Origin of the sequence: Pollutimonas bauzanensis (assembly GCF_900129885.1) — a bacterium.
Classification (GTDB): domain Bacteria; phylum Pseudomonadota; class Gammaproteobacteria; order Burkholderiales; family Burkholderiaceae_B; genus Pollutimonas; species Pollutimonas bauzanensis.
Window position 1 is genome coordinate 78,593 of the sequence record NZ_FQXE01000010.1, and the last position, 19,685, is coordinate 98,277.

A 19,685-nucleotide genomic window follows, 5' to 3' on the forward strand; every position below is an offset into this window, starting at 1 on the left:
TGATGGTCACGTTACGCGGCGGTTAAATTCACCGCGACCAGCTGCCGCACGCCTTCCTCGGCCAAGACCGCCTCTTCCGCCTCGACCATCAGGCGCAGCTTGGGCTCGGTGCCCGAAGCGCGAATCAGGACCCGCCCGCGGCCGTTCAATTGCCGCTCGACATTTTCCTTGGCCGCCTGCAGGCCTGCATGCGTCTGCCACTGCACGCCCGGGGCCAGCGGCACATTGACCATCTTCTGCGGATACATTTTCAGGTCGGCGACCAGGTCGGCCAGGCTGTCGCCGCTGCGGCTCATGGCCGTCAGGACCTGCAGGGCCGCGATGATGCCGTCGCCCGTGGTGTGGCAGTCCAGGCACAGCAAATGGCCGGAACTTTCGCCGCCGTACAGCCAGCCGCGCTTCTGCATGCTTTCGAGCACATAGCGGTCGCCCACCTTGGCGCGCTCGAAGCCGACGCCGAGGGCCTGCATCTGCTTTTCGAAGCCGAAGTTGGTCATCAGCGTGCCGACCACCCCTTCGACGGGATGCTGGGTCATGCGGTCGCGGATGATGGCATAGAGCAGTTCATCGCCGTTATATATGCGCCCCGAGCCGTCGACCATCTGCAGGCGGTCGGCGTCGCCATCCAATGCGATGCCGAGATCCGCGCCGCGCGAGCGCACTTCGGCGGCCAGATGCTCCGGATGCATGGCGCCCACGCCTTCGTTGATATTGAAGCCGTCCGGCTTGCAGCCTATGGCGTACACTTCGGCGCCCAGCTCGCGGAACACGTGCGGGGCGATGTTATAGGCGGCGCCGTTGGCGGCGTCCACCACGATGGACAGGCCCGACAGGTCCAGTTCGTTGGGAAAAGTGCTTTTGCAGAATTCTATGTAGCGGCCCGCGGCGTCTTCTATGCGGCGGGCGCGGCCCAGGGCTGCGGAACCGACGCAGCCCAGCGGTTCGTCTATGGCCGCTTCTATTTCGGATTCTATCTCGTCGGGCAGCTTCATGCCTTGCGCCGAAAAGAACTTGATGCCGTTGTCCTGATAGGGATTGTGCGAGGCGCTGATCACTATCCCCGCCACCAGCCTGAGCGCGCGGGTGAGGTAGGCCACCGCCGGGGTGGGCACCGGGCCCGCCAGCAAGACGTCGATGCCCGCGGCCGACAAGCCGGCCTCCAGGGCCGATTCCAGCATATAGCCCGAAATGCGGGTGTCCTTGCCTATGACCACCGTAGGCCGGCCGCGGCCGGGATGCTGGCGCGCCAGCACACGGCCGGCCGCGTAGCCCAGGCGCAATGCGAACTCCGCATTGATGGTTGGCCCGCCCACTTCGCCGCGCACGCCGTCGGTGCCGAAATATTTACGATCTGTCATACGTATGTCCCATGTTCTATTGCCTGCCACACTTTTACCGCATCCGCCGTCGCCGCGACATCGTGCACACGCAGGATATGCGCACCTCGCGCAACACCCGCCAACGCCGCCGCCACGCTTCCACCCAGCCGTTCGGCCGGCGGACGGCCGGTGACGTGGCCTATCATGGATTTGCGCGACATGCCCAGCAGCCAGGGGTAGCCTTTGCTGTCAATATCGTTCAATCGCCGCAGCACCAGATAATTCTGCTGCGGCGTCTTGCCAAAACCGAAACCCGGGTCGAGGACTATGCGCCGGCTGTCGATGCCGGCCTCCCGCAAGGCCTGGACGCGCGCCTGCAGAAAATCGCCGACCTCCCGCAATACATCGTCATAGCGCGGCGCCTGCTGCATGGTCTTGGGCTCGCCCTGCATATGCATTACGCAAAGGCCGCAATGCGACTGCGCCACGGCATCCAGCGCGCCTTCCCGGCGGAAGCCGTAGATATCGTTGATCATGTCCGCGCCGGCGGCGAGCGCCCGGCGCATGACCTCGGGCTTGAAGGTGTCGACCGACAATGGCACGCCGGCGTCAAGCAGGCCTTCGATGACGGGCAGGATACGCTCCAGCTCAGTGGCGGCAGGCACCGGTTCCGCGCCGGGGCGCGTCGATTCGCCGCCGATATCCAGCATATCCGCGCCCTCGGCGATAAGCCGCCGGGCGTGATCGATGGCCGCAGTGGTTCCGAAATGAGGGGAAGTGCTGGAAAAGGAGTCCGGGGTGACGTTGACGATCCCCATTATTAATGGGCGCTCGAGTTTCAGCTCGAAGCGCCCACAAACCAAGGTTGAGCTCATTGGCGTAATGCGTGTAATGCCAGGTCCGCCCTATACGGGAGTAGCGGCAGCGTTGCCTCCGGCCGAAGTCTGGCCTGCCGGCGGTGGGCTGTCGGGAGTGTCGTTGTGCGAAGCCGGCGGCTGCGGGGCACGGGGAGGACGCCCTTGCATGATGTCTTCGATCTGTTCCGCATCGATGGTTTCCCATTCGAGCAGGGCCGCCGTCATGGCTTCCATCTTGTCGCGGTTTTCTTCGATGATCTTGCGCGCCACGGCGTATTGCTGATCGATGATGGCGCGGATTTCATGGTCCACCTTCTGCATGGTGGATTCCGAGACGTGGGTGGTTTTCGTGACGCTGCGGCCCAGGAAGACTTCGCCTTCGTTTTCCGCGTAGACCACCGGCCCGAGCGAATCGGTCATGCCGTAGCGTGTGACGATATCGCGGGCGATGGCCGTGGCGCGCTCGAAGTCGTTGGAGGCGCCGGTCGTCATCTGGTGCATGAAGACTTCCTCGGCGATGCGGCCGCCGAACAGGACCGCGATGGTATTGAGCAGACGTTCTTTGTCCATGCTGTAGCGGTCGCTGTCCGGCAACTGCATGGTGACGCCCAGGGCGCGCCCGCGCGGAATGATGGTGACCTTGTGGACCGGGTCGGTCTTGGGCAGGCTGCGCGCCACCAGCGCGTGGCCGGACTCGTGATAGGCCGTGTTGCGGCGCTCTTCCTCGGGCATGATGAGCGACCTGCGCTCGGCGCCCATGATGATCTTGTCCTTGGCTTTTTCGAAATCGCTCATCTCGACCGTACGGCCGCTGCGGCGCGCCGCGAACAAGGCGGCTTCGTTGACCAGGTTGGCCAGGTCGGCGCCCGAGAAGCCGGGAGTGCCGCGCGCCAGGATCATGGCGTCGACATTGGTGGCCAGCGGCACTTTGCGCATGTGCACCTTGAGTATCTGTTCACGGCCGCGGATGTCGGGCAAAGACACCACTACCTGGCGGTCGAAACGGCCCGGGCGCAACAGGGCCGGATCGAGCACATCGGGGCGGTTGGTCGCCGCGATGACGAGCACGCCCTGGCCGGTTTCGAAGCCGTCCATTTCGACCAGCAGCTGGTTGAGCGTCTGTTCGCGTTCGTCGTTGCCGCCGCCCAGGCCCGCGCCGCGCTGGCGGCCCACGGCGTCTATTTCATCAATGAAGATGATGCAAGGCGCCTGCTTCTTGGCGTTCTCGAACATGTCGCGCACGCGGGCCGCGCCCACGCCCACGAACATTTCGACGAAATCGGAACCGGAAATGCTGAAGAACGGCACCTTGGCTTCGCCGGCAATGGCCTTGGCCAGCAGCGTCTTGCCGGTGCCCGGCGAGCCGACCATCAGGACGCCGCGCGGAATGCGGCCGCCCAGGCGCTGGAACTTGGTGGGATCGCGCAGGAAGTCGACCAGTTCCTGGACGTCTTCCTTGGCCTCGTCGCAGCCGGCGACGTCGGCGAACGTAATATGGTTGGTGTTCTCGTCCATCATGCGGGCGCGCGATTTGCCGAAGCTGAAGGCTCCGCCCTTGCCGCCGCCCTGCATCTGGCGCATGAAGAATACCCATACGCCTATCAGCAGCAGCATGGGGAACCAGGAAATGAACAGGCTGGTAAGGAAGGAAGGCTCTTCGCGGGCCTTGCCCGACACCTGGACGCCGGACTTGACCAGTTCGGGCACCATCCAGAGGTCGCCGGGCGAGGTCAGGCTGTACGGACGGCCGGCATCAGGCGTTACATAAAGGGTGTCGCCCTGGATGTCCACCTTGTTGATGCGGCCCGCCTGGGCGTCGCTCATGAATTGGGTATAAGTCACGGTCTCGGTGGCGGTCGCGCGCCCGTCAAACTGCTTGAATACAGTAAACAGGACCAGCGCGATCACCATCCAGATCGCAACTTTGGAAAACGAGTTGTTCAAAGCCAACCTCCTACTTGTAACTACGACTTGCCAGACCCCCGCAAATACGGCAGCAAAACAAGTATGTCAATGACTCATTCTACTCGATAGAAAGAATCCTGTTTGTGAAGAACTCCGGCCCGTGGTCAAAACCCTTAAGGTTTAAGACGCCGTCCGACCAGAAAGGTTTCCGAGGACTTGACGCGCGAGGCCTTGGGCTTGCGCTCCACCACCCGTTGAAAGCGTTGCTTGAACGATTCCACTATTTGGGAGAACCCGCTGCCATGGAACGCCTTGACGATAAGCGCCCCGTCCGGTTTCAAGTGATGGCAGGCAAAATCGAGCGCCAGATCGCACACATGTTGAATTCTAGCTGAATCGGCCGAGCCTACCCCTGATAGATTGGGGGCCATGTCGGAAATCACAAGGTCTACCTGCTGCCCATTGAGCAAATTCTTTAATTGCTCTAGTATGGAATCTTCGCGGAAATCGCCTTGTATGAACTCGACGCCCGCCACGGGCTCCATGGGCAGCATGTCCAGCGCAATGATGCGCCCATTGACAACCCCGCCCGCCCCCAGCAGGCGCTCGCGCGCAACCTGCGACCAGCTGCCGGGCGCCGAGCCCAGGTCGACCACGATATCGCCGCCGCGCAGGAGCTTTTCAGTATCCAGAATTTCAGACAGCTTGAAGGCCGCACGGGCCCTATACCCCTTTTGCTGCGCCATTTTGACGTAGGGATCATTAATATGCTGCTGAATCCATTCTTTTGAGAATTTTTTTTTGGCCATTCCCGTACAATCTCATTATGCCAAAACTCGACATTACTTCCCAAGAGCGCAGCGCACTTCGCGCCGCCGCCCACCCTTTGCGTCCGGTCGTACTGATTGGAGACCGGGGCTTATCCGTATCGGTGCTTAAAGAAATCGATCTCAACCTGAATGCCCACCAGCTGATCAAGGTACGCATCGCGGACGACGATCGCCAGGCGCGCACCGCCATGCTCGAAACCATATGCGAGACGCTATCGTGCGCTTTGGTTCACCACTTGGGCAAAACCCTGATCATCTACCGCCCCGACACCGCCGCGGCGCGCGCCAAGGCCGAGGCCGAGAACGCAACACGCGCGGTGCGCAAGCCATCGGAACCGCATACGCCCAAGAAACTGGCGGCGCAAGGGGTTACGCGCACCCGGCGCACTGAAAAAGCGCAGCGCAAGGCCCTCAAGGCCGAAAGGCTCGAATCGGCGCCGCCGCGGGCCCGCCGCGCCACTGCCGCCGCGCCCGAGCGCCCGGCCCACGCAATCCCGCGCCGTGCCGGCAGCGCCATGTCGCTGCGCGCCGGCGCCCGCCGGACGCAGGGCCCTGGAAAACGCTGATACGGCCCGCACAAATTATAAAGCCCAGCACGCGTCGTGCATGGGCTTTTCTTTTTTGTGCCTTGCATTGTACGCCAGCCGCCGCAGCGGCAGGCGCGCTACATCATAAATAGCTGACGTTGAGCACTTCGAACTCGCGGATTCCGGCGGGCGCCTTGACCGATACGACGTCGCCCTCGCCTTTGCCGATGAGCGCGCGCGCCACCGGGCTGGAAACGGAAATGAGGTTGGCGCGGATATCGGCCTCGACATCGCCGACGATCTGGTAGGTGACCCGTTCGCCGGATTCAAGGTCTTCGATCTCGACGGTGGCGCCAAATACCGCCTTGCCTTCGACATCCAGCGCCGCGGGGTCGATGATCTGGGCGTTGGACAGGGTGCCTTCCAGTTCCTGGATGCGCCCTTCCACGAATGCCTGGCGCTCGCGCGCGGCGTCGTATTCGGCGTTTTCGGAAAGGTCGCCCTGCGCCCGGGCTTCAGCGATGGCGTTGATGACCTCGGGGCGTTCTTTGGTTTTCAAACGGTGTAGCTCTGCTTGCAAGCGCTCAGCGCCGCGTGCTGTCAACGGTATCGCAGACATAATATTCCTGAATAAGAAGTAAAAAGACGCTCCTCACAAAGGAGCGCCTAGCAATGAATTGGTCAGACAGTACCGGACTGTTCTGTGATGCGAACTAAAGGAAGCGTTGGTTTGTTATGGCTGTAAACAACGGTTGGGTCTAGCTCGAAATAAAACCCCGGCCTGGATCCAAACCGGGGATATGGGTCTATTGTCGGCAAACTTCAGGAAAATTGCAAGCCCCCCGAAAGGACTAGCGGCCCGCCGCCGCCCGGCCCCGCGATCCCAGGCGCAGGAGCGCGTAAAGAATGATGGCGCCGAATGTCGCCGTGCCGATGCCGTCGAGCTTGAAGGCGCCCAGCTGCAGGGAAAAATTGCCCGCGCCCAATATCAGCGTGACCGCGGCGACGATGAGATTGCGGTTGTCGCCGAAGTCCACCTGGTTGACGACCCAGATGCGCGCGCCGGCCACCGCGATCAGGCCGAACACCACTACCGACATGCCGCCCAGCACAGGGCCGGGTATGGTCTGGATCAAGGCGCCGAACTTGGGCGAGAAGCCCAGCAATATGGCGATCAGCGCGGCCACCACGAACACCAGGGTGGAATAGATGCGGGTCACCGTCATGACGCCGATGTTTTCCGCATAGGTGGTCACGCCGGTGCCGCCGACGGCGCCCGACAGCATGGTGGCCACCCCGTCGCCGACGAAGGCGCGGCCCAGATATACGTCCAGATTCCTGCCGGTCATGGCGCTCACGGCTTTGATGTGGCCCAGGTTTTCCGCCACCAGTATGATGGCGACCGGCACGATGACGCTGACCGCGTGCAGCTGGAATACCGGCGCGGCGAAATGCGGCAGGCCCAGCCATGAGGCCCGGGCCACGCCGCTGAAGTCTATGGCCTGGCCGAAACCCAGCACATTGGCGAAAAAGGCATACACCAGGCAGGCCAGCAGCAGGCCCACCAGTATCAGCAGGCGCTGCACCGTGCCGCGCGTGTACACCGCGATGCCGCCCACGCACAGGACCGTCATGAGGGCCATCGAGGCGTCGAAGGTGGAGCCGCCCATGGCGCCCTTGGCCGCTATCGGGGCCAGGTTCAAGCCTATGACCGCGACGATGGCGCCGGTGACGACCGGCGGCATCCAGCGGTTGATCCAGTCGGCGCCGCCGCCGGATCGGGCATTCATCCACCACACGAACAGGCCGATAAGGGTGTAGACCAGGCCGCAGGCAATGATGGCCCCCAGCGCAACCCCGATATTGGCGTTGGGCCCGGAACCGGCGTAGCCCGTAACCGCGATCACCCCGCCGATAAAGGCGAAACTCGAGCCCAGATAGCTGGGCACGCGCCCGCCGACGAAAACAAAAAACACCAGCGTCCCTATGCCGGACATCAGGATGGCCACGTTGGCGTCGAAGCCCATCAGCAGCGGCGCCAGGATGGTGGAGCCGAACATGGCCACGACGTGCTGGGCTCCCATGGCAATATTCTGCGGCCAGGACAGACATTCGTCGGGCTGCACGACAACGTCCTGCGAGCCGCCTTGCACCTTGCGCCAGCGCGGGAAATAAGAATTCGACATGGAATGGGACCTTTTTTTAAAGATGAGCTGTTTTACCGTGGCGAGAGTGTACGGTCGCCGCGCCCGCGGCGGCAATCACTGATGCATTTCCCTGGCGTTTACCCTGAAAAAAGCATCCAATTGGCTGGGGCTTATCGTCCGCATTAAAAATTTTGATTGGACTGCGGCGCCCGCATTGCCTATGTTGCGAAGATCCACCACTGTCAGGGAGACAAACATGAATAAGAAGCTCAAGCCTTTGCTGTCCGCCTTATTGCTGGCCGCGGGCGCGCCGGCGCTGGCCGGAACCGTCACGGTGATCACCTCTTTTCCCAAGGAATTGACGCAGGCATACAAGTCCGCCTTCGAGCAAGCCCATCCCGATATCAAGCTGGAGATCCTCAACAAGAACACGGTGTCGGGCATCGCCTACGTAAGGGAAACCGAGGCGGGCAAGCGGCCTGAAGTCTTCTGGGCGAGCGCCCCCGACGCCTTCGAAGTGCTGGCCCAGGCCAAGCTGCTGGAAAAAGCGGGCGACATCGCCAACCCCGACGTGCCCGACAAGATAGGCAATTTTCCTATCAACGACCCGGGCGGGATGTTCATGGGCCAAGCCCTGGCCGGCTACGGCATCATGTACAACACGCGCCTGATCAAGGCCAAGAAGCTGGCCGCGCCGGCATCCTGGACCGACCTGCTCAAGCCCGAATGGTATGGCAACGTGGGGATTACCTCGCCGTCGCGCTCCGGCACGATGCACCTGACGGTGGAAACCATTCTGCAGGGCGAAGGCTGGGACCAGGGCTGGAACACGCTGCTGCGCATGGCGGGCAATAGCGCCGCCGTCACCGATCGTTCCTTCGGCGTGCCCGACGGCGTCAACAACGGGCAATTCGGCGCCGGCCCGGTCATCGACTTTTTCGGCCTGTCCAGCAAATACTCCAAATTCCCGGTCGAATTCGTATACCCCGAGGAAACCGCTATCGTGCCGGCCAATATCGCCCTGATAGCCGGCGCGAAAAACACGGAAGAAGGCAAGAAATTCATTGCCTACACGCTCAGCAAGGAAGGCCAGGAGCTGCTGCTGAGGCCGGAGATTTCGCGCCTGCCGGTGCTGCCGTACAAAAACCTCTCCAATGTGCCGCAAGGCTATCCCGACCCGGACGAAATCGCCAAGCGCAGCAAAGTGCAGTTCGACGTCGACCTGTCGCAAAGCCGCTACTACATTGTCCAGTCCCTGTTCGACCAGACGATCACCTTCCGCTTCGCCGATCTGCAGCAGGCCACCAAGGCCATCCACGACGCCCAGGCCAAGCTGGGCGCCCAGCCTGGCGCGAAGGCCGGCGAGCTGCTGGCCGAAGCCAGGAAACTCGCCTGGACGCCTCTGCTGGACGTGAAGCAGGCGCAATCCCCGGAGCTGCTGGCCATATTCAAGGGCAACAAGAAGGACGCCGACATAAGCCAGAAACTGTCCAGGCTCCAGGGCGACTGGAACAGCCAGGCCAAGGCCAATTACGAGAAGGCCCAGGCGCTGGCGAAAGAAGCCGCGTCGCTATAGGCCGTGTATGCCCAAGGCCGCCTGGCGCGCCTTGGGCCCGTTTTGTTTTCCGTAGCGACATAGGCTGCGCCAGGCGCATTCCGAGGCCTCCATGACCCCATTCTTCTCATCGCGATTCCCTTCGGGTTTCGTGCTTGTCGCGCTGATCGTGCTGGCGTTCCTGGCCATGTTCCTGGTCATTCCGGTCGGCACCGTCTTCTATAGCGCCTTCGTGAACGCGGACGGCAGCTTCACGCTGGGCCATTTCGGCGCTTTCTTCCACCAGACGCTCCTCAAGGAGTCGTTTTTCAACAGCCTGTACGTCGCCCTGGCCGCGACATTCTTTTCCTCGATCATCGCCGTTCCGCTGGCCTATCTGACGATACGCTTCCGCTTCAGGGGCGCGCTCATCATCCAGACCCTGGGCGTGCTGCCGCTCATCATGCCGCCTTTTGTCGGGGCGGTCGCCATGCAACTGATCTTCGGCCGCGCAGGCAGCGTGAACCTGCTGCTGGATGAATGGTTCGGCGTCACGCTGCCCCTGATGGACGGCCTCAACGGCATCATCTTCGTGGAATCGCTGCACTATTTCCCCTTCATCCTCATGAATCTCACGGTGGCCCTGCGCAATATCGACGGCGCCATGGAAGAGGCGGCGGTCAACCTCGGCGCCAAAGGCTGGCGCCTGTTCAGGCGCGTCATTTTCCCCCTGGCATTGCCGGGCTATGTCGCCGGCGCGTCGCTGGTGTTCGTCAAGGTCTTCGACGACCTGGGCACGCCGCTGGTGCTGGGCATTACCAATATGCTGGCGCCGCAGGCTTACCTGCGCATCACGCAGGTCGGCATCGATGACCCGCTGGGCTATGTCATCAGCGTCATCATGATAGGCTTCTCCATCCTGGCGCTGTGGCTCTCGGCCAGGATGCTCAAGGGCAAGGACTATTCCACGCTGCAGAAGGGCGGCAGTTCGCTGCAGCAGCGCGCCCTGAACAAGACCCAGACCGTCCTGGCCTATGGCTGGATAGCCATGGTGCTGCTGCTGGTGCTGTCGCCCCACCTGGGCGTACTGCTGCTCTCGCTGGCGACCGTATGGAGCTACGCCCCGCTGCCCGACGGCTATACCCTGGCGCATTATTCGGCGGTGTTCCAGGAATCGCAGGGCATGATCAGCAACACCCTGCTTTACTGCGGCCTGGCCGCCGGCATAGATGTCATCCTGGGCACCGCCATCGCCTACCTGATGCTGCGCACCAAGCTTCCCGGCCGGCAATGGCTGGACTGGATATCTTCGGCGGCGCTGGCGGTGCCCGGCATTGTGCTGGCCATAGGTTTCATGCGCACGTTCCGCGGTGTCGACCTGCCCGGCACGCAGATAGGTCTCACCACGACCTGGGTGCTCATCATGATCGCCTACTCGGTGCGCCGCCTGCCATACGCGCTGCGCTCCTGCGTGGCGGCCCTGCAGCAGATCAACCTGTCGCTGGAGGAAGCGGCGGCCTCCGTGGGCGCCAATCGCTTCAGCACGATACGGCGGGTGGTGATCCCCCTCATGGCCGGCGGCATGCTGGCCGGCTTCGTGACCAGCTTCATCACGGCGGCGGTCGAACTCTCGGCTACCATTATGCTGGTCACCCGGGACAGCGATGCGCCCATGAGCTACGGCATTTATCTCTACATGCAAAGCGCATCCGGGCGCGGGCCCGGCGCGGCTCTGGGCGTGCTGGCCGTGGTCGCCGTCGCGGCGGGAACCTATGCTTCCCATGTCATCGTCGAGCGCGCTTCGGCCCGCCAGCGCCCTTCCCCCGCAAGCCAGGAAACAACATGAAAAAAGTCAGTGTCGAATGCCGCAACATCAGGCTGTCCTATGGCAGGACCGAAGTCCTGAAAGACATCAACCTTCTGATCGAACCCGGGGAATTCTTCGCCTTGCTGGGACCGTCCGGATCGGGCAAATCCACGCTGCTGCGCCTGGTCGCCGGGTTCAACCAGCAGAACTCCGGCCAGCTGTTCGTCGACGGCCAGGACATAGGCGGGGTGCCGCCGCACAAGCGCAATATCGGCATGGTATTCCAGAGCTATGCGCTTTGGCCGCACATGACGGTATGGGACAACGTCGCCTTCGGCCTGGTGGAGCGCAAGCTGCGCAGGGCCGAAATCAAGGCCAGGGTCGGCGCCGCGCTCGAGCTGGTGGGCTTGTCCCAGTACGGCAAGCGGCGCCCCAATGAGCTTTCCGGCGGCCAGCAGCAGCGTGTCGCGCTGGCCCGCACCATAGTCATAGAACCGCAAGTGCTGCTGCTGGACGAGCCGCTGTCCAACCTGGACAAGAACTTGCGGGTGCAGATGCGCCAGGAATTGCTGGCGCTGCAGCGCCGGCTGGGCATCACCACCATCTTCGTGACGCACGACCAGGAAGAAGCCATGACCACGGCGGACCGCATGGCCGTGATGGACCAGGGGGTGATACAGCAAGTCGGCAGCCCGTCCAACCTGTTCGATTTTCCGTGCAACCGCTTTGTCGCCAATTTCGTGGGCACCATGAATGTGCTGGAAGGCGAGGTCAAGCAGCGCAGCAGCAAGAACATCACCCTCAGCATAGGCGGCGTCGGCGACCTGAGCCTGCCCTTGCAGGCCGAGGCTCCCGACAGCCCGCGGATCGCGGCAAGCTTTCGCCCGCATACCGTGCAAATGGAAAACGCCGGCGGCTGGGGCGACGCGCGCTTTATCTGGCTGCCCGGCATTATCGAGCGCAGCGAATTCCTGGGCGAATTCACGCGCTACGAAGTGCGGGTCGGAGAACAGCGCATCACGGCGGACCAGGCGCATTATGCCGGCCTGAGCCTGTATCGGCCCGGCGCGCCGGTATCCATCGGGCTGGAACCGGCCCAGATCCGCCTGCTCAGCGCCTGACCGGCAAGCTGGACGATGGAAATCTATCAGATACGGGCATTCGTCACCGTGGCGCGGGTCGGCAACCTGACCCGCGCGGCCCAGGCCCTGAACCTGACTCAGCCCGCCGTCACCGCCCAGATCAAGGCCCTGGAACAAAGCCTGGGCGTGGCCTTGTTCGACCGCAGCGCCGGCAAGTTCGCCCTGGCCAAGGCGGGCGCGACCCTGCTGCCCACCGCGGAAGCCGTGCTGGCGCTGGGCACCCAGCTCAAGTCCGAAGCGCTTAAGCTGCAGGGCGAGCTGCATGGCACGGTGGAGCTGGGCATTCCCAGCGAACAGGTGGATTTCCTGCGCCTGGGCGAACTGGCCAGCAGCGTCACAAGAAGCCTGCCGCTCATCGAACTGCAGACCCAGGTGCTGCCGACCACTCAACTGGTAGAATATGTCTGCACCGGCCGCCTGTCGGCCGCCCTGACCATTGCGGCCTACCCGCCGCGCGATGTCCAGTGGATGCCGCTGCGCAGCATCACCTACCGCATCGTACTGCCCAACGCCATGGCGGAGCATCTCAAACTGGGCGGCTGGCCGGAACTGGCCATGCTGCCCTGGCTAGACGGTCCGCATGGCAGCCATATACACCTTCTGTTGCGGGAGCTTTTCGAACGGCATGGGCTTACCCCACGGGTCGTCATGAATAGCGCCGACCAGGCCAATATGGACGCGCTGGTCCGGGCCGGCGCGGGCTGCGCGCTGGTGCGCGAAGAGGTCGCGCTGGCCGGCGCCCAGCGGCAGGACTTCCTTGTGTGGGGTCATGCAAGGATAGACGCCAGCCTGGGGTTCATTACGTCCACCGAAAACGCCGCGCAACCGATACTTGTCGCCCTGATTTCGATGCTGAAAGAGATCTGGAACATCGATAACCTAATGGAAAAAATCGTAGCATGAGCATCACTCACTTCTGGCTGGTCCGCCATGGGGAAACGCAATGGAACGCCAGCAGGCGCCTCCAAGGATGGCTGGACATCCCCTTGAGCTCGGTCGGGATCAGGCAGGCGGAACAATTGGCGGATTATCTGCGTTCGCCGTCCTTTGACGCGGCCATCGACGCCGTGGTCAGCAGCGACCTGAGCCGCGCCTTCGAAACGGCGCGCATCGCCGCCAGCCATTTTGGCCACGCCATCGAGGCCAGCCCGGAATTGCGCGAGCGCAGCTACGGCGTCTACGAAGGCCAGGACTGGGCCATGCTCAACAATCCCTTGACGGGCGCCGCCGCGGTGAATTTTCGCGATCCGCAGCAGGACATTGAGAAAGGCGAGGCCTTGCACCGCTTCGATGCGCGCATCCGCGAGGCCTTCGAAGCCCTGGCGCGGCGCCATCAGGGCCGCAATGTCCTGGCGTTCGCCCACGGCGGCGTCATCGATATCGCCTGGCGCAGGGCCAGCCGGCTGTCGCTGGACGCTGAACGGCCCGATCCGATACTGAACACCAGCATCAACCGCTTCTCGATAGACGGGGACAATAACTGGACGCTGATGGACTGGGGCCGCGTCGGGCATCTGGAAATCAGCGCCCTGGACGATATCGTTTAGCCGAAGCATGAAAAAAGCGCGAAATGCTTCGGCCTGCCCCTGCGGCGGGATGGTCCAGGGGGCTAGCTATGCGGCCTGCTGCCAGCCTTATATCGAGGGGCGCGAACGGGCGCCCACGGCCGAACACCTGATGCGGTCGCGCTATACGGCCTACACGCTGGGCGACGCGGCCTATGTGCTGTCGACCTGGCACGCCAGCACGCGGCCGCCGGAGCTGGCGCTGGACGCCGCGGGCGCGCCGCATGCGATGCGCTGGCTGGAGTTGGCGGTCCACAGCCACACGCAGTTGACGGAAACCCAGGCGCAGGTGATGTTCACGGCAAGGTACCGCGAAGGCGGCCGCGCGCGGCGCCTGAAAGAGCACAGCCGCTTCGTGCTGGAAAACGGGCAATGGTTTTATGTGGACGGCGACGTGGATTTCGACGCGTCGTCGCGGTGATGGCTGGCGCATAAGGAACGCGACCGCTCAGAACGAAACGCTCGCGCCGGCCCACAGAAGGCGCCCGGGCTCGTTATAGGTGTTGGCCCCGGCACCGCTGCGATACAGCTGCTTGTCAAACACATTGTTGACGCCGGCCCGCAGATTGAGGTGCTTGCTGACCCGGAAAGTTCCGCTCACCGAAAGCAATGCATAGGGATCGCGATCCTCCCCAAGATACGGTTCTCCCCGTGAATCCAGCGTCCTCGACTTCTGCTTGCCATACCAGGTCACCATCACATTCGCATTGAGCCTGTCGGTAATGTCCCAGGCGAGTATCGAGTTCAACGTGAACTTGGGTGTCGTCGAGAGCGCCTCGCCGGTATCCCGGTTCTTCGACTTGATCATGTAGGTAGCGTTGTTGTCCCAGCTCAGCCTATCCGTCAGCCGTACATTGAATGTGCTTTCCAGCCCCCGGACGATGGCCCTGGGCACGTTGTAGTACTGGTACTCGTACAGGCTGCCGAATTTTCCCTCGCTCTGGATACCCGGCTCCACCTTGTTCTTGTAGTCGTTATTGAAGAATGTCAGGTTGGTCAGGATGCGCTCGCTCTTGTATTCCAGGCCTATCTCCGAGTTCAGGCTTTTCTCGGCTTCAAGATCTTCGTTGCCGCGCACGTAGCACGGGCCAGTGCCGCCCCAGCAGCCGAAGCCCTGACTATACATGCGGTAATCGGGATCCAGCTGGTAGATATTGGGCGACTTGTAGGCGCGCGCCACCCCGGCCTTCAGGGTCACCTCATCATTGAGCGCATACCAGACGTTCAGGGATGGGTTGAGACTGGAACCAATAACGTTGTGGCGCTCGTAGAAGACGCCAGGCGTGATGGTCAGGCCGTTCTCGAGGATGATGTTGTCTTCCAGCGTAAGGCTGAACAATTTCGTTTTATAGTCCGGGCTGCGGTCGCCGATATCGTCCGGATCCAGCACCTGCTGCTTCACGATGTTCATATCGTGCAGCCTGGCCTGGGTATAGCCCAGGCCTAGCGTCAGGCTATGCGCGAACGGGCTGCGGAAATTGACCGTGGTCTCGCTCATGATGTCCAGGTTATTGAGCCTGGACGTGATGCGGCTGCGGTCGCCGGAAATCGCGCCTTCCGCCAAACCGCTCAGGCCTTCGTCGTAGCGGTTGTTCCTGGTGTTCTCGTACTGCACATAGGTGGTATTGCTCACGTTGTCCCACGATCCGTTGTAGGTCAGCGAATAGACGTTGCGCGTCATGGTGTTGGAATTTTGGCCAATCAGGTCGGTCAGGTCGAACTGCCCGCCGCCCTTGGCGATGGCGTCCACGGTGCCCTGGCTGATCTGCGCGTCGCCGGCATAGATATTCTCCTGGCGGCTGTTGGAGAATTCCAGGTCGAGAGTCTGCCGGGCGGCGGGCGACCAGCGCAGCAGAACGTTGCCGTCGCGATTCTTCACCCCTTCGCGGCCGGCCGTGATGGTCGACGGCAGGCTGCCGTCTTCCGATCGGTTGTGCAGCAGGTTGATATACCAGGCGTCGGCGTCGGTCTTGTTGTAGCTGCCATAGACGCGCAGCCCGAAGTTTCCGCCCAGAGGCGTCATCAGGTTGAAGTTGGCGCGCTTCGTGTCGCCTTCTTCATCATGATATGGAGCAGCGTAATAGGTATTGACGCTGCCCGAGAACGCATCGAATTTTTTCTTGGTGATGATATTCACGACGCCGCCTGCCGCCCCATCGCCGTAACGGGCCGCGGCCGGGCCGCGGTACACCTCGATGGACTGTACCATTTCGGCCGGCACCCAATTGGAATCGCCGCGCGTATCGCGCTCGTTGCGCCGGCTGTAGCGCACGGAATTGCGGCTGCGCACCGGCTTTCCGTCAACCAGGATCAGCGTATTCTCCGGCCCCATGCCGCGGATCTCGATCTGGCGGTTGTTGCCGCGCTGGCCGCTGGTGGAATTGCCGGTCAGGTTCACGCCCGGCTGTTTACGTATGATTTCGGATAAATCATTGGTGACGCCTTGCCGGTCGATGTCCTTGGCTCTCACCTCCGAAGCGCCCAGGCTTTGCTTGACCTGCTCTGCCGGGGTCACGTAGATAGTCTCGAGTTCGGTTACGCCGCTGCCGTCCTGCGCAGATGCGAGTTGCGCTGACCATGGCGAGAACAGCAGCATGATCTGCGACGCAACGATGGTTTTCCTGATTTTCATTTCTTTTTTCATCTCTTCCCCGAATCGCTGTTGCTCGAATTGAAGTTTTCATGCCGGGCGCGCGCCAGCCCCTGCGTATCTCAGAATTCTTTTCTTATCTGCACACCGAACTGCTTTTTCGAATACGCGGCAAGCACATAATTGCTGTCCACCTTGCGGTACTCGAACGTCAGCCGCGGCGTGAAGCCTCTCCAGCTCCAATTGCTTTTCCACAAGGACAGCGTCGCGGAATAATCCTTGTCGGACTGAATGACATTGAAAAAATTGAGCGCCCGGTACTTGCGCCGCAGCGCACTGGCATCTATTTGCGAAGTAATGCCCAGCGGCCAGGCATACATGTGCCCAAGACGCAGGCCGTAGTAGTCGTAGGCTTCGCTGCTGTCCGCGGCGGTCTGTTTGCCCACGTCCGTGCCCAGCACGAGATACTGGCGGTCGGAGAGCCTGTGCACGACCGAGAGCGAGGCCGACAGACTGTGGCCATTCAGAAACGTGCGCGATTTGTGCGACAGCCGGCCATACTCGGCGGCGGCCAGGATCTGCCAGTCGCGATTGATGAAGTAGCTTTCCTGCGCCCGCAGGCCCGCGGTCTGCGAATACGGCTCGGTGCCGAACCAGCGGTACGCGAAGAACGGCATCACCGATATCTCGTGGCGCGCATTGCGCCATGCGATGCCGCTGGTCACGCGGCTGTAAGTGTCGTCGTAATCGTGCTTGTCCCAGTAATACTTGCCGAAGACATAAGCCTGGTTGCGCCAGTGGAAATGACCGGAGAGCGGCGTGTCTTTGCGCAGTCCCAGATAATAGCGGGCGCCATGCGCAGACTGGGGTTCAGGCAGGGTCCAGCGGCCGTAAGCGGTATAGATGTAGCGCTGGCTCGGGGCGTTGTTGACGTTGGGGTCGGACACGTAGCTGAGGCTGGCGTCGACTTTCAACCCGGTCTGCCTGTCTATCCCCTTCTCAAACTGTTCCAGCACGGCCCTAAGTTCCTGGGGCAACCGCGGGTCATTGCCGATAGCCTTGAATTCCGCTCTGGCCTCGTTCAGCTGGCTGTCCATGAACAGCGCCACCGCCAGGCTGAAACGCACCATGGACAGGGCGGCATCCCGTTCCAGAACGCCCCGGTACTTTTCAATCGCGCTCGCGAAGTTGCCATCTTCCTGAGCAATGAGGCCTTCGCCGTATTGGGCCATCAGAGGGTCGTGGTCGGGCAGTTGCACGTACAGCGGCAGCAGCAGGCGCACGCCCGCCACATCCTGCTTCAGCAATGACAACAGCATCATGCGGCCGAGCAGTTGTGGATGCTGCAGCAGTTCCTTCTCGCTCAGCCGGATGGAATGACTTTTCTGCGCGCCGGGCAAGGGCATGGCGGGCTGATCGTTGCGACGCTCCTCCCGCCACTGGTCGGTCAGATTGAAATTCCTGTTCTGCTCGGGCACATTGTTCTGGGGAACAGCCATGGGCGCGGACTCGGCAGCCTGCGCCGCCAGCGCGCCGCCATTCAGCAATGCCGGCATCAGCATAGCGATGACCCAGCGTTGTCCTTCCGTCATATTTCTTTCCAACAAGTAAGTGCCGCGCATGCCTGCAGGGATCTACGGTATGGGTCGCGCATGCCTACCGGAAAATCGCCGGATCCGGCCATGCGCCGCGGGCGCAGCTACTTGCTGACGCCGAAAGCCCCTTGCACCAATGTGTCGTTGTTCACATAGACGCCAGCCATTTCCTCAGCGCCTGGTCCGAGGAAATGGCCTTGCGTCACGAAGCCGTCCTTGGTGCCAACGAAGGTATTCCCGGCGACCCTGCCGCCCAGCGCGATCTCGTCGATCGAACTGTCCATGGCGGTGATGGTGCCCGCGAACGCCTTGTTGGCGAAGTCGACACTGAACGCCGCGGTGGACGGAATAACGTTATTTGACTTGTTCGCAAGCGTGGATTCGCCGGTATAGGTTGCGGCCAACCCGGTGTAATTCACGGTTCCGCTGATGGGCATGGCGTCTTCGGGCGTAAAGTTGCCGAATGCCCATACAGCACTCACTCCATTGCTGGGGCCAGCGCTCCATTGACCCTGTCTCAGATTCAATCCTATAGCCGTATTACCCAATCCCGTGGACTTCTTGCTCTGGAAATAGATATGGCCCGCATTAGGATAAAGAACCAGCTTGCTTGCCGTGGCGGAGGAGGTCAGGAAATAGTGGGGGTCATTTAGATTGAAAGTGATGGATCTGACTTCGACCGTGCATTCGCTTATCACGCAGGCATCCGAGAGCGGATCGACATACTGCTCTGACACCGGGTCATAATATGTCGTAGTGTCGTAAGCGTGATATGCCACATGTCCATATCTATCTGTGGGATATTGGGTGAGATCAAGAAAGGTCTGCTCGCTTTTGTTGATTTCCATGATGCTGCGGCCGGTGTCGAAGAAGTTGCTTTTAGCAACAATAAAACCGCCGGACTTGTAGTCTATTTCCGGTTCGATTGGTCCGCCGCCGCCATCGCCGCCGCCACCACCCGAAACACCCCTGATCGCGCCATAGGCGCCCAGGAAATCCCTTTCGGCATTGGCAAAGGTACCGGCCAGTTCATTGCCGTTGACACCGTAGAATTGGCCCGCCGTCGTGGTGCCGTCCTTTTCGCCGCTGAACGAATTGCCATTGATGCTTGCCGCCAGAAGGATGTTGGAAAACGTGGTTTCGCTGCCCGCGGAAGGGGAAATGGTGCCGCTCAGGATCTTGTTGCCGAAATCGACGGTAAAAGACGAATCCGCCTGTACGCGCTCGATCCCCGCGCCATTGACGATGGCCCGGCCGTTGTAGACGGCGGAGCCGGTTTGCGCGTCCACCACGCCGGCATCCGTGGCAAAACCCTGGGCGAAAGCCACCTCGACGAAGCCATTGATGCTGTCCGTCCTGTTGTACGACAGCCCCCACAACGCCGCGCCCAGATTGGCACCGAAATACTTGATTATGCCGTAGAAGCCGTATCTGTCCAGGACGAAGAAATCCTCGCCGGCGCTCACCGCCTCGTTGAGCAGCTTGGCCTGGTAATCGTAAATGGGGTTGTACGTGGAGCCATCGGCCATTGCGATGGGGTACGTATCGGTAAAGACCGGACGGCCGCCGGCAATCGTATGCGAGGTGTCCGTAAGGGCGCTGATTTCCCCGCCTTCGCTGCTGCGCCGGACATAGCTGCCGGACACCGTGGTCGCGTCGGACGGGAAGGTATCCTTGGTGTAGCTGAGGCCATCGCTGTTGTCATTGCCATCGCCCGAACCGACGTCGGAAGCCGGGGGATTTGTATTGAAAACCACCGGATGGCTGGTGCTGCACGCCCCAAGCGCCAGGATGGAAGCCACGGCCAGGCCGGCGGCGCTGAATTTGTTCCTATTCATAGGACGTTGAACCCCATTGTTTTTCATGT

Annotated in this window: 16 protein-coding genes; 7 read left to right on the forward strand and 9 right to left on the reverse strand. The window is 61.8% G+C overall.

The features are described 5' to 3' along the window. Nucleotides 1-11: 11 nt before the first annotated feature. The 4 genes from glmM to BUB23_RS17430 form a co-directional block, all read right to left on the reverse strand. Complete coding sequence (glmM, locus tag BUB23_RS17415) at nt 12-1,358, reverse strand: phosphoglucosamine mutase (protein ID WP_073105341.1); 1,347 nt, start codon at nt 1,356-1,358, stop codon at nt 12-14. Then, nucleotides 1,355-2,194, reverse strand: a complete 840-nt coding sequence (gene folP, locus BUB23_RS17420) for a dihydropteroate synthase (protein ID WP_073105343.1) — start codon at nt 2,192-2,194, stop codon at nt 1,355-1,357. Before folP ends, glmM begins: the two co-directional genes overlap by 4 nt. Before the next feature lie 30 nt (nt 2,195-2,224). Further along, nucleotides 2,225-4,120: an ATP-dependent zinc metalloprotease FtsH gene (gene ftsH, locus BUB23_RS17425; protein ID WP_073105346.1), complete on the reverse strand. Its 1,896-nt coding sequence runs from the start codon at nt 4,118-4,120 to the stop codon at nt 2,225-2,227. 134 nt (nt 4,121-4,254) lie between these two features. After that, nucleotides 4,255-4,890: an RlmE family RNA methyltransferase gene (locus BUB23_RS17430; RefSeq protein WP_073105349.1), complete on the reverse strand. Its 636-nt coding sequence runs from the start codon at nt 4,888-4,890 to the stop codon at nt 4,255-4,257. 17 nt (nt 4,891-4,907) lie between these two features. On the opposite strand from BUB23_RS17430, the gene BUB23_RS17435 reads away from it, so the two are divergent. Next, the gene (locus BUB23_RS17435; RefSeq protein ID WP_073105352.1) at nt 4,908-5,477 is read left to right on the forward strand and encodes a YhbY family RNA-binding protein; all 570 of its coding nucleotides are present in this window, start codon (nt 4,908-4,910) and stop codon (nt 5,475-5,477) included. Between the two features lie 103 nt (nt 5,478-5,580). Here BUB23_RS17435 and greA read toward each other — a convergent pair whose 3' ends face one another. Both greA and BUB23_RS17445 read right to left on the reverse strand, forming a co-directional pair. Beyond that, on the reverse strand, nt 5,581-6,057 hold the full coding sequence (gene greA, locus BUB23_RS17440; protein WP_073105355.1) for a transcription elongation factor GreA: 477 nt from the start codon (nt 6,055-6,057) through the stop codon (nt 5,581-5,583). Nucleotides 6,058-6,289: 232 nt separating this feature from the next. Continuing rightward, nucleotides 6,290-7,624, reverse strand: coding sequence for a solute carrier family 23 protein (locus BUB23_RS17445; protein WP_073105357.1), 1,335 nt, complete (start codon nt 7,622-7,624; stop codon nt 6,290-6,292). Nucleotides 7,625-7,841: 217 nt separating this feature from the next. Here BUB23_RS17445 and BUB23_RS17450 point away from each other — a divergent pair, with 217 nt between their 5' ends. From BUB23_RS17450 to BUB23_RS17475, 6 genes are all read left to right on the forward strand, one after another. Beyond that, nucleotides 7,842-9,161: an ABC transporter substrate-binding protein gene (locus BUB23_RS17450; protein ID WP_073105364.1), complete on the forward strand. Its 1,320-nt coding sequence runs from the start codon at nt 7,842-7,844 to the stop codon at nt 9,159-9,161. A 91-nt stretch (nt 9,162-9,252) separates the two neighbouring features. Beyond that, the gene (locus BUB23_RS17455; RefSeq protein WP_073105370.1) at nt 9,253-10,965 is read left to right on the forward strand and encodes an ABC transporter permease; all 1,713 of its coding nucleotides are present in this window, start codon (nt 9,253-9,255) and stop codon (nt 10,963-10,965) included. Continuing rightward, nucleotides 10,962-12,047 (forward strand): ABC transporter ATP-binding protein, encoded by a 1,086-nt coding sequence (locus BUB23_RS17460; RefSeq protein ID WP_073105374.1) that lies wholly within the window; start codon nt 10,962-10,964, stop codon nt 12,045-12,047. Before BUB23_RS17455 ends, BUB23_RS17460 begins: the two co-directional genes overlap by 4 nt. A 15-nt stretch (nt 12,048-12,062) precedes the next feature. Continuing rightward, on the forward strand, nt 12,063-12,971 hold the full coding sequence (locus BUB23_RS17465; RefSeq protein WP_073105382.1) for a LysR family transcriptional regulator: 909 nt from the start codon (nt 12,063-12,065) through the stop codon (nt 12,969-12,971). Continuing rightward, a complete protein-coding gene (locus BUB23_RS17470; RefSeq protein ID WP_084136093.1) occupies nt 12,968-13,615 on the forward strand; it encodes a histidine phosphatase family protein in 648 nt (215 codons plus the stop codon). Before BUB23_RS17465 ends, BUB23_RS17470 begins: the two co-directional genes overlap by 4 nt. A 7-nt stretch (nt 13,616-13,622) precedes the next feature. Continuing rightward, nucleotides 13,623-14,054 (forward strand): YchJ family protein, encoded by a 432-nt coding sequence (locus BUB23_RS17475; protein WP_073105385.1) that lies wholly within the window; start codon nt 13,623-13,625, stop codon nt 14,052-14,054. Between the two features lie 27 nt (nt 14,055-14,081). Here BUB23_RS17475 and BUB23_RS17480 read toward each other — a convergent pair whose 3' ends face one another. From BUB23_RS17480 to BUB23_RS17490, 3 genes are all read right to left on the reverse strand, one after another. Next, nucleotides 14,082-16,265: a FepA family TonB-dependent siderophore receptor gene (locus BUB23_RS17480; RefSeq protein ID WP_178372334.1), complete on the reverse strand. Its 2,184-nt coding sequence runs from the start codon at nt 16,263-16,265 to the stop codon at nt 14,082-14,084. A gap of 80 nt (nt 16,266-16,345) precedes the next feature. Next, nucleotides 16,346-17,815 carry a surface lipoprotein assembly modifier gene (locus BUB23_RS17485; protein WP_073105390.1) on the reverse strand — a complete coding sequence of 490 codons (1,470 nt, stop codon included), beginning with the start codon at nt 17,813-17,815 and terminating at the stop codon, nt 16,346-16,348. A 107-nt stretch (nt 17,816-17,922) separates the two neighbouring features. Then, nucleotides 17,923-19,656, reverse strand: a complete 1,734-nt coding sequence (locus tag BUB23_RS17490; protein ID WP_073105395.1) for a transferrin-binding protein-like solute binding protein — start codon at nt 19,654-19,656, stop codon at nt 17,923-17,925. Between the last annotated feature and the right edge of the window lie 29 nt (nt 19,657-19,685).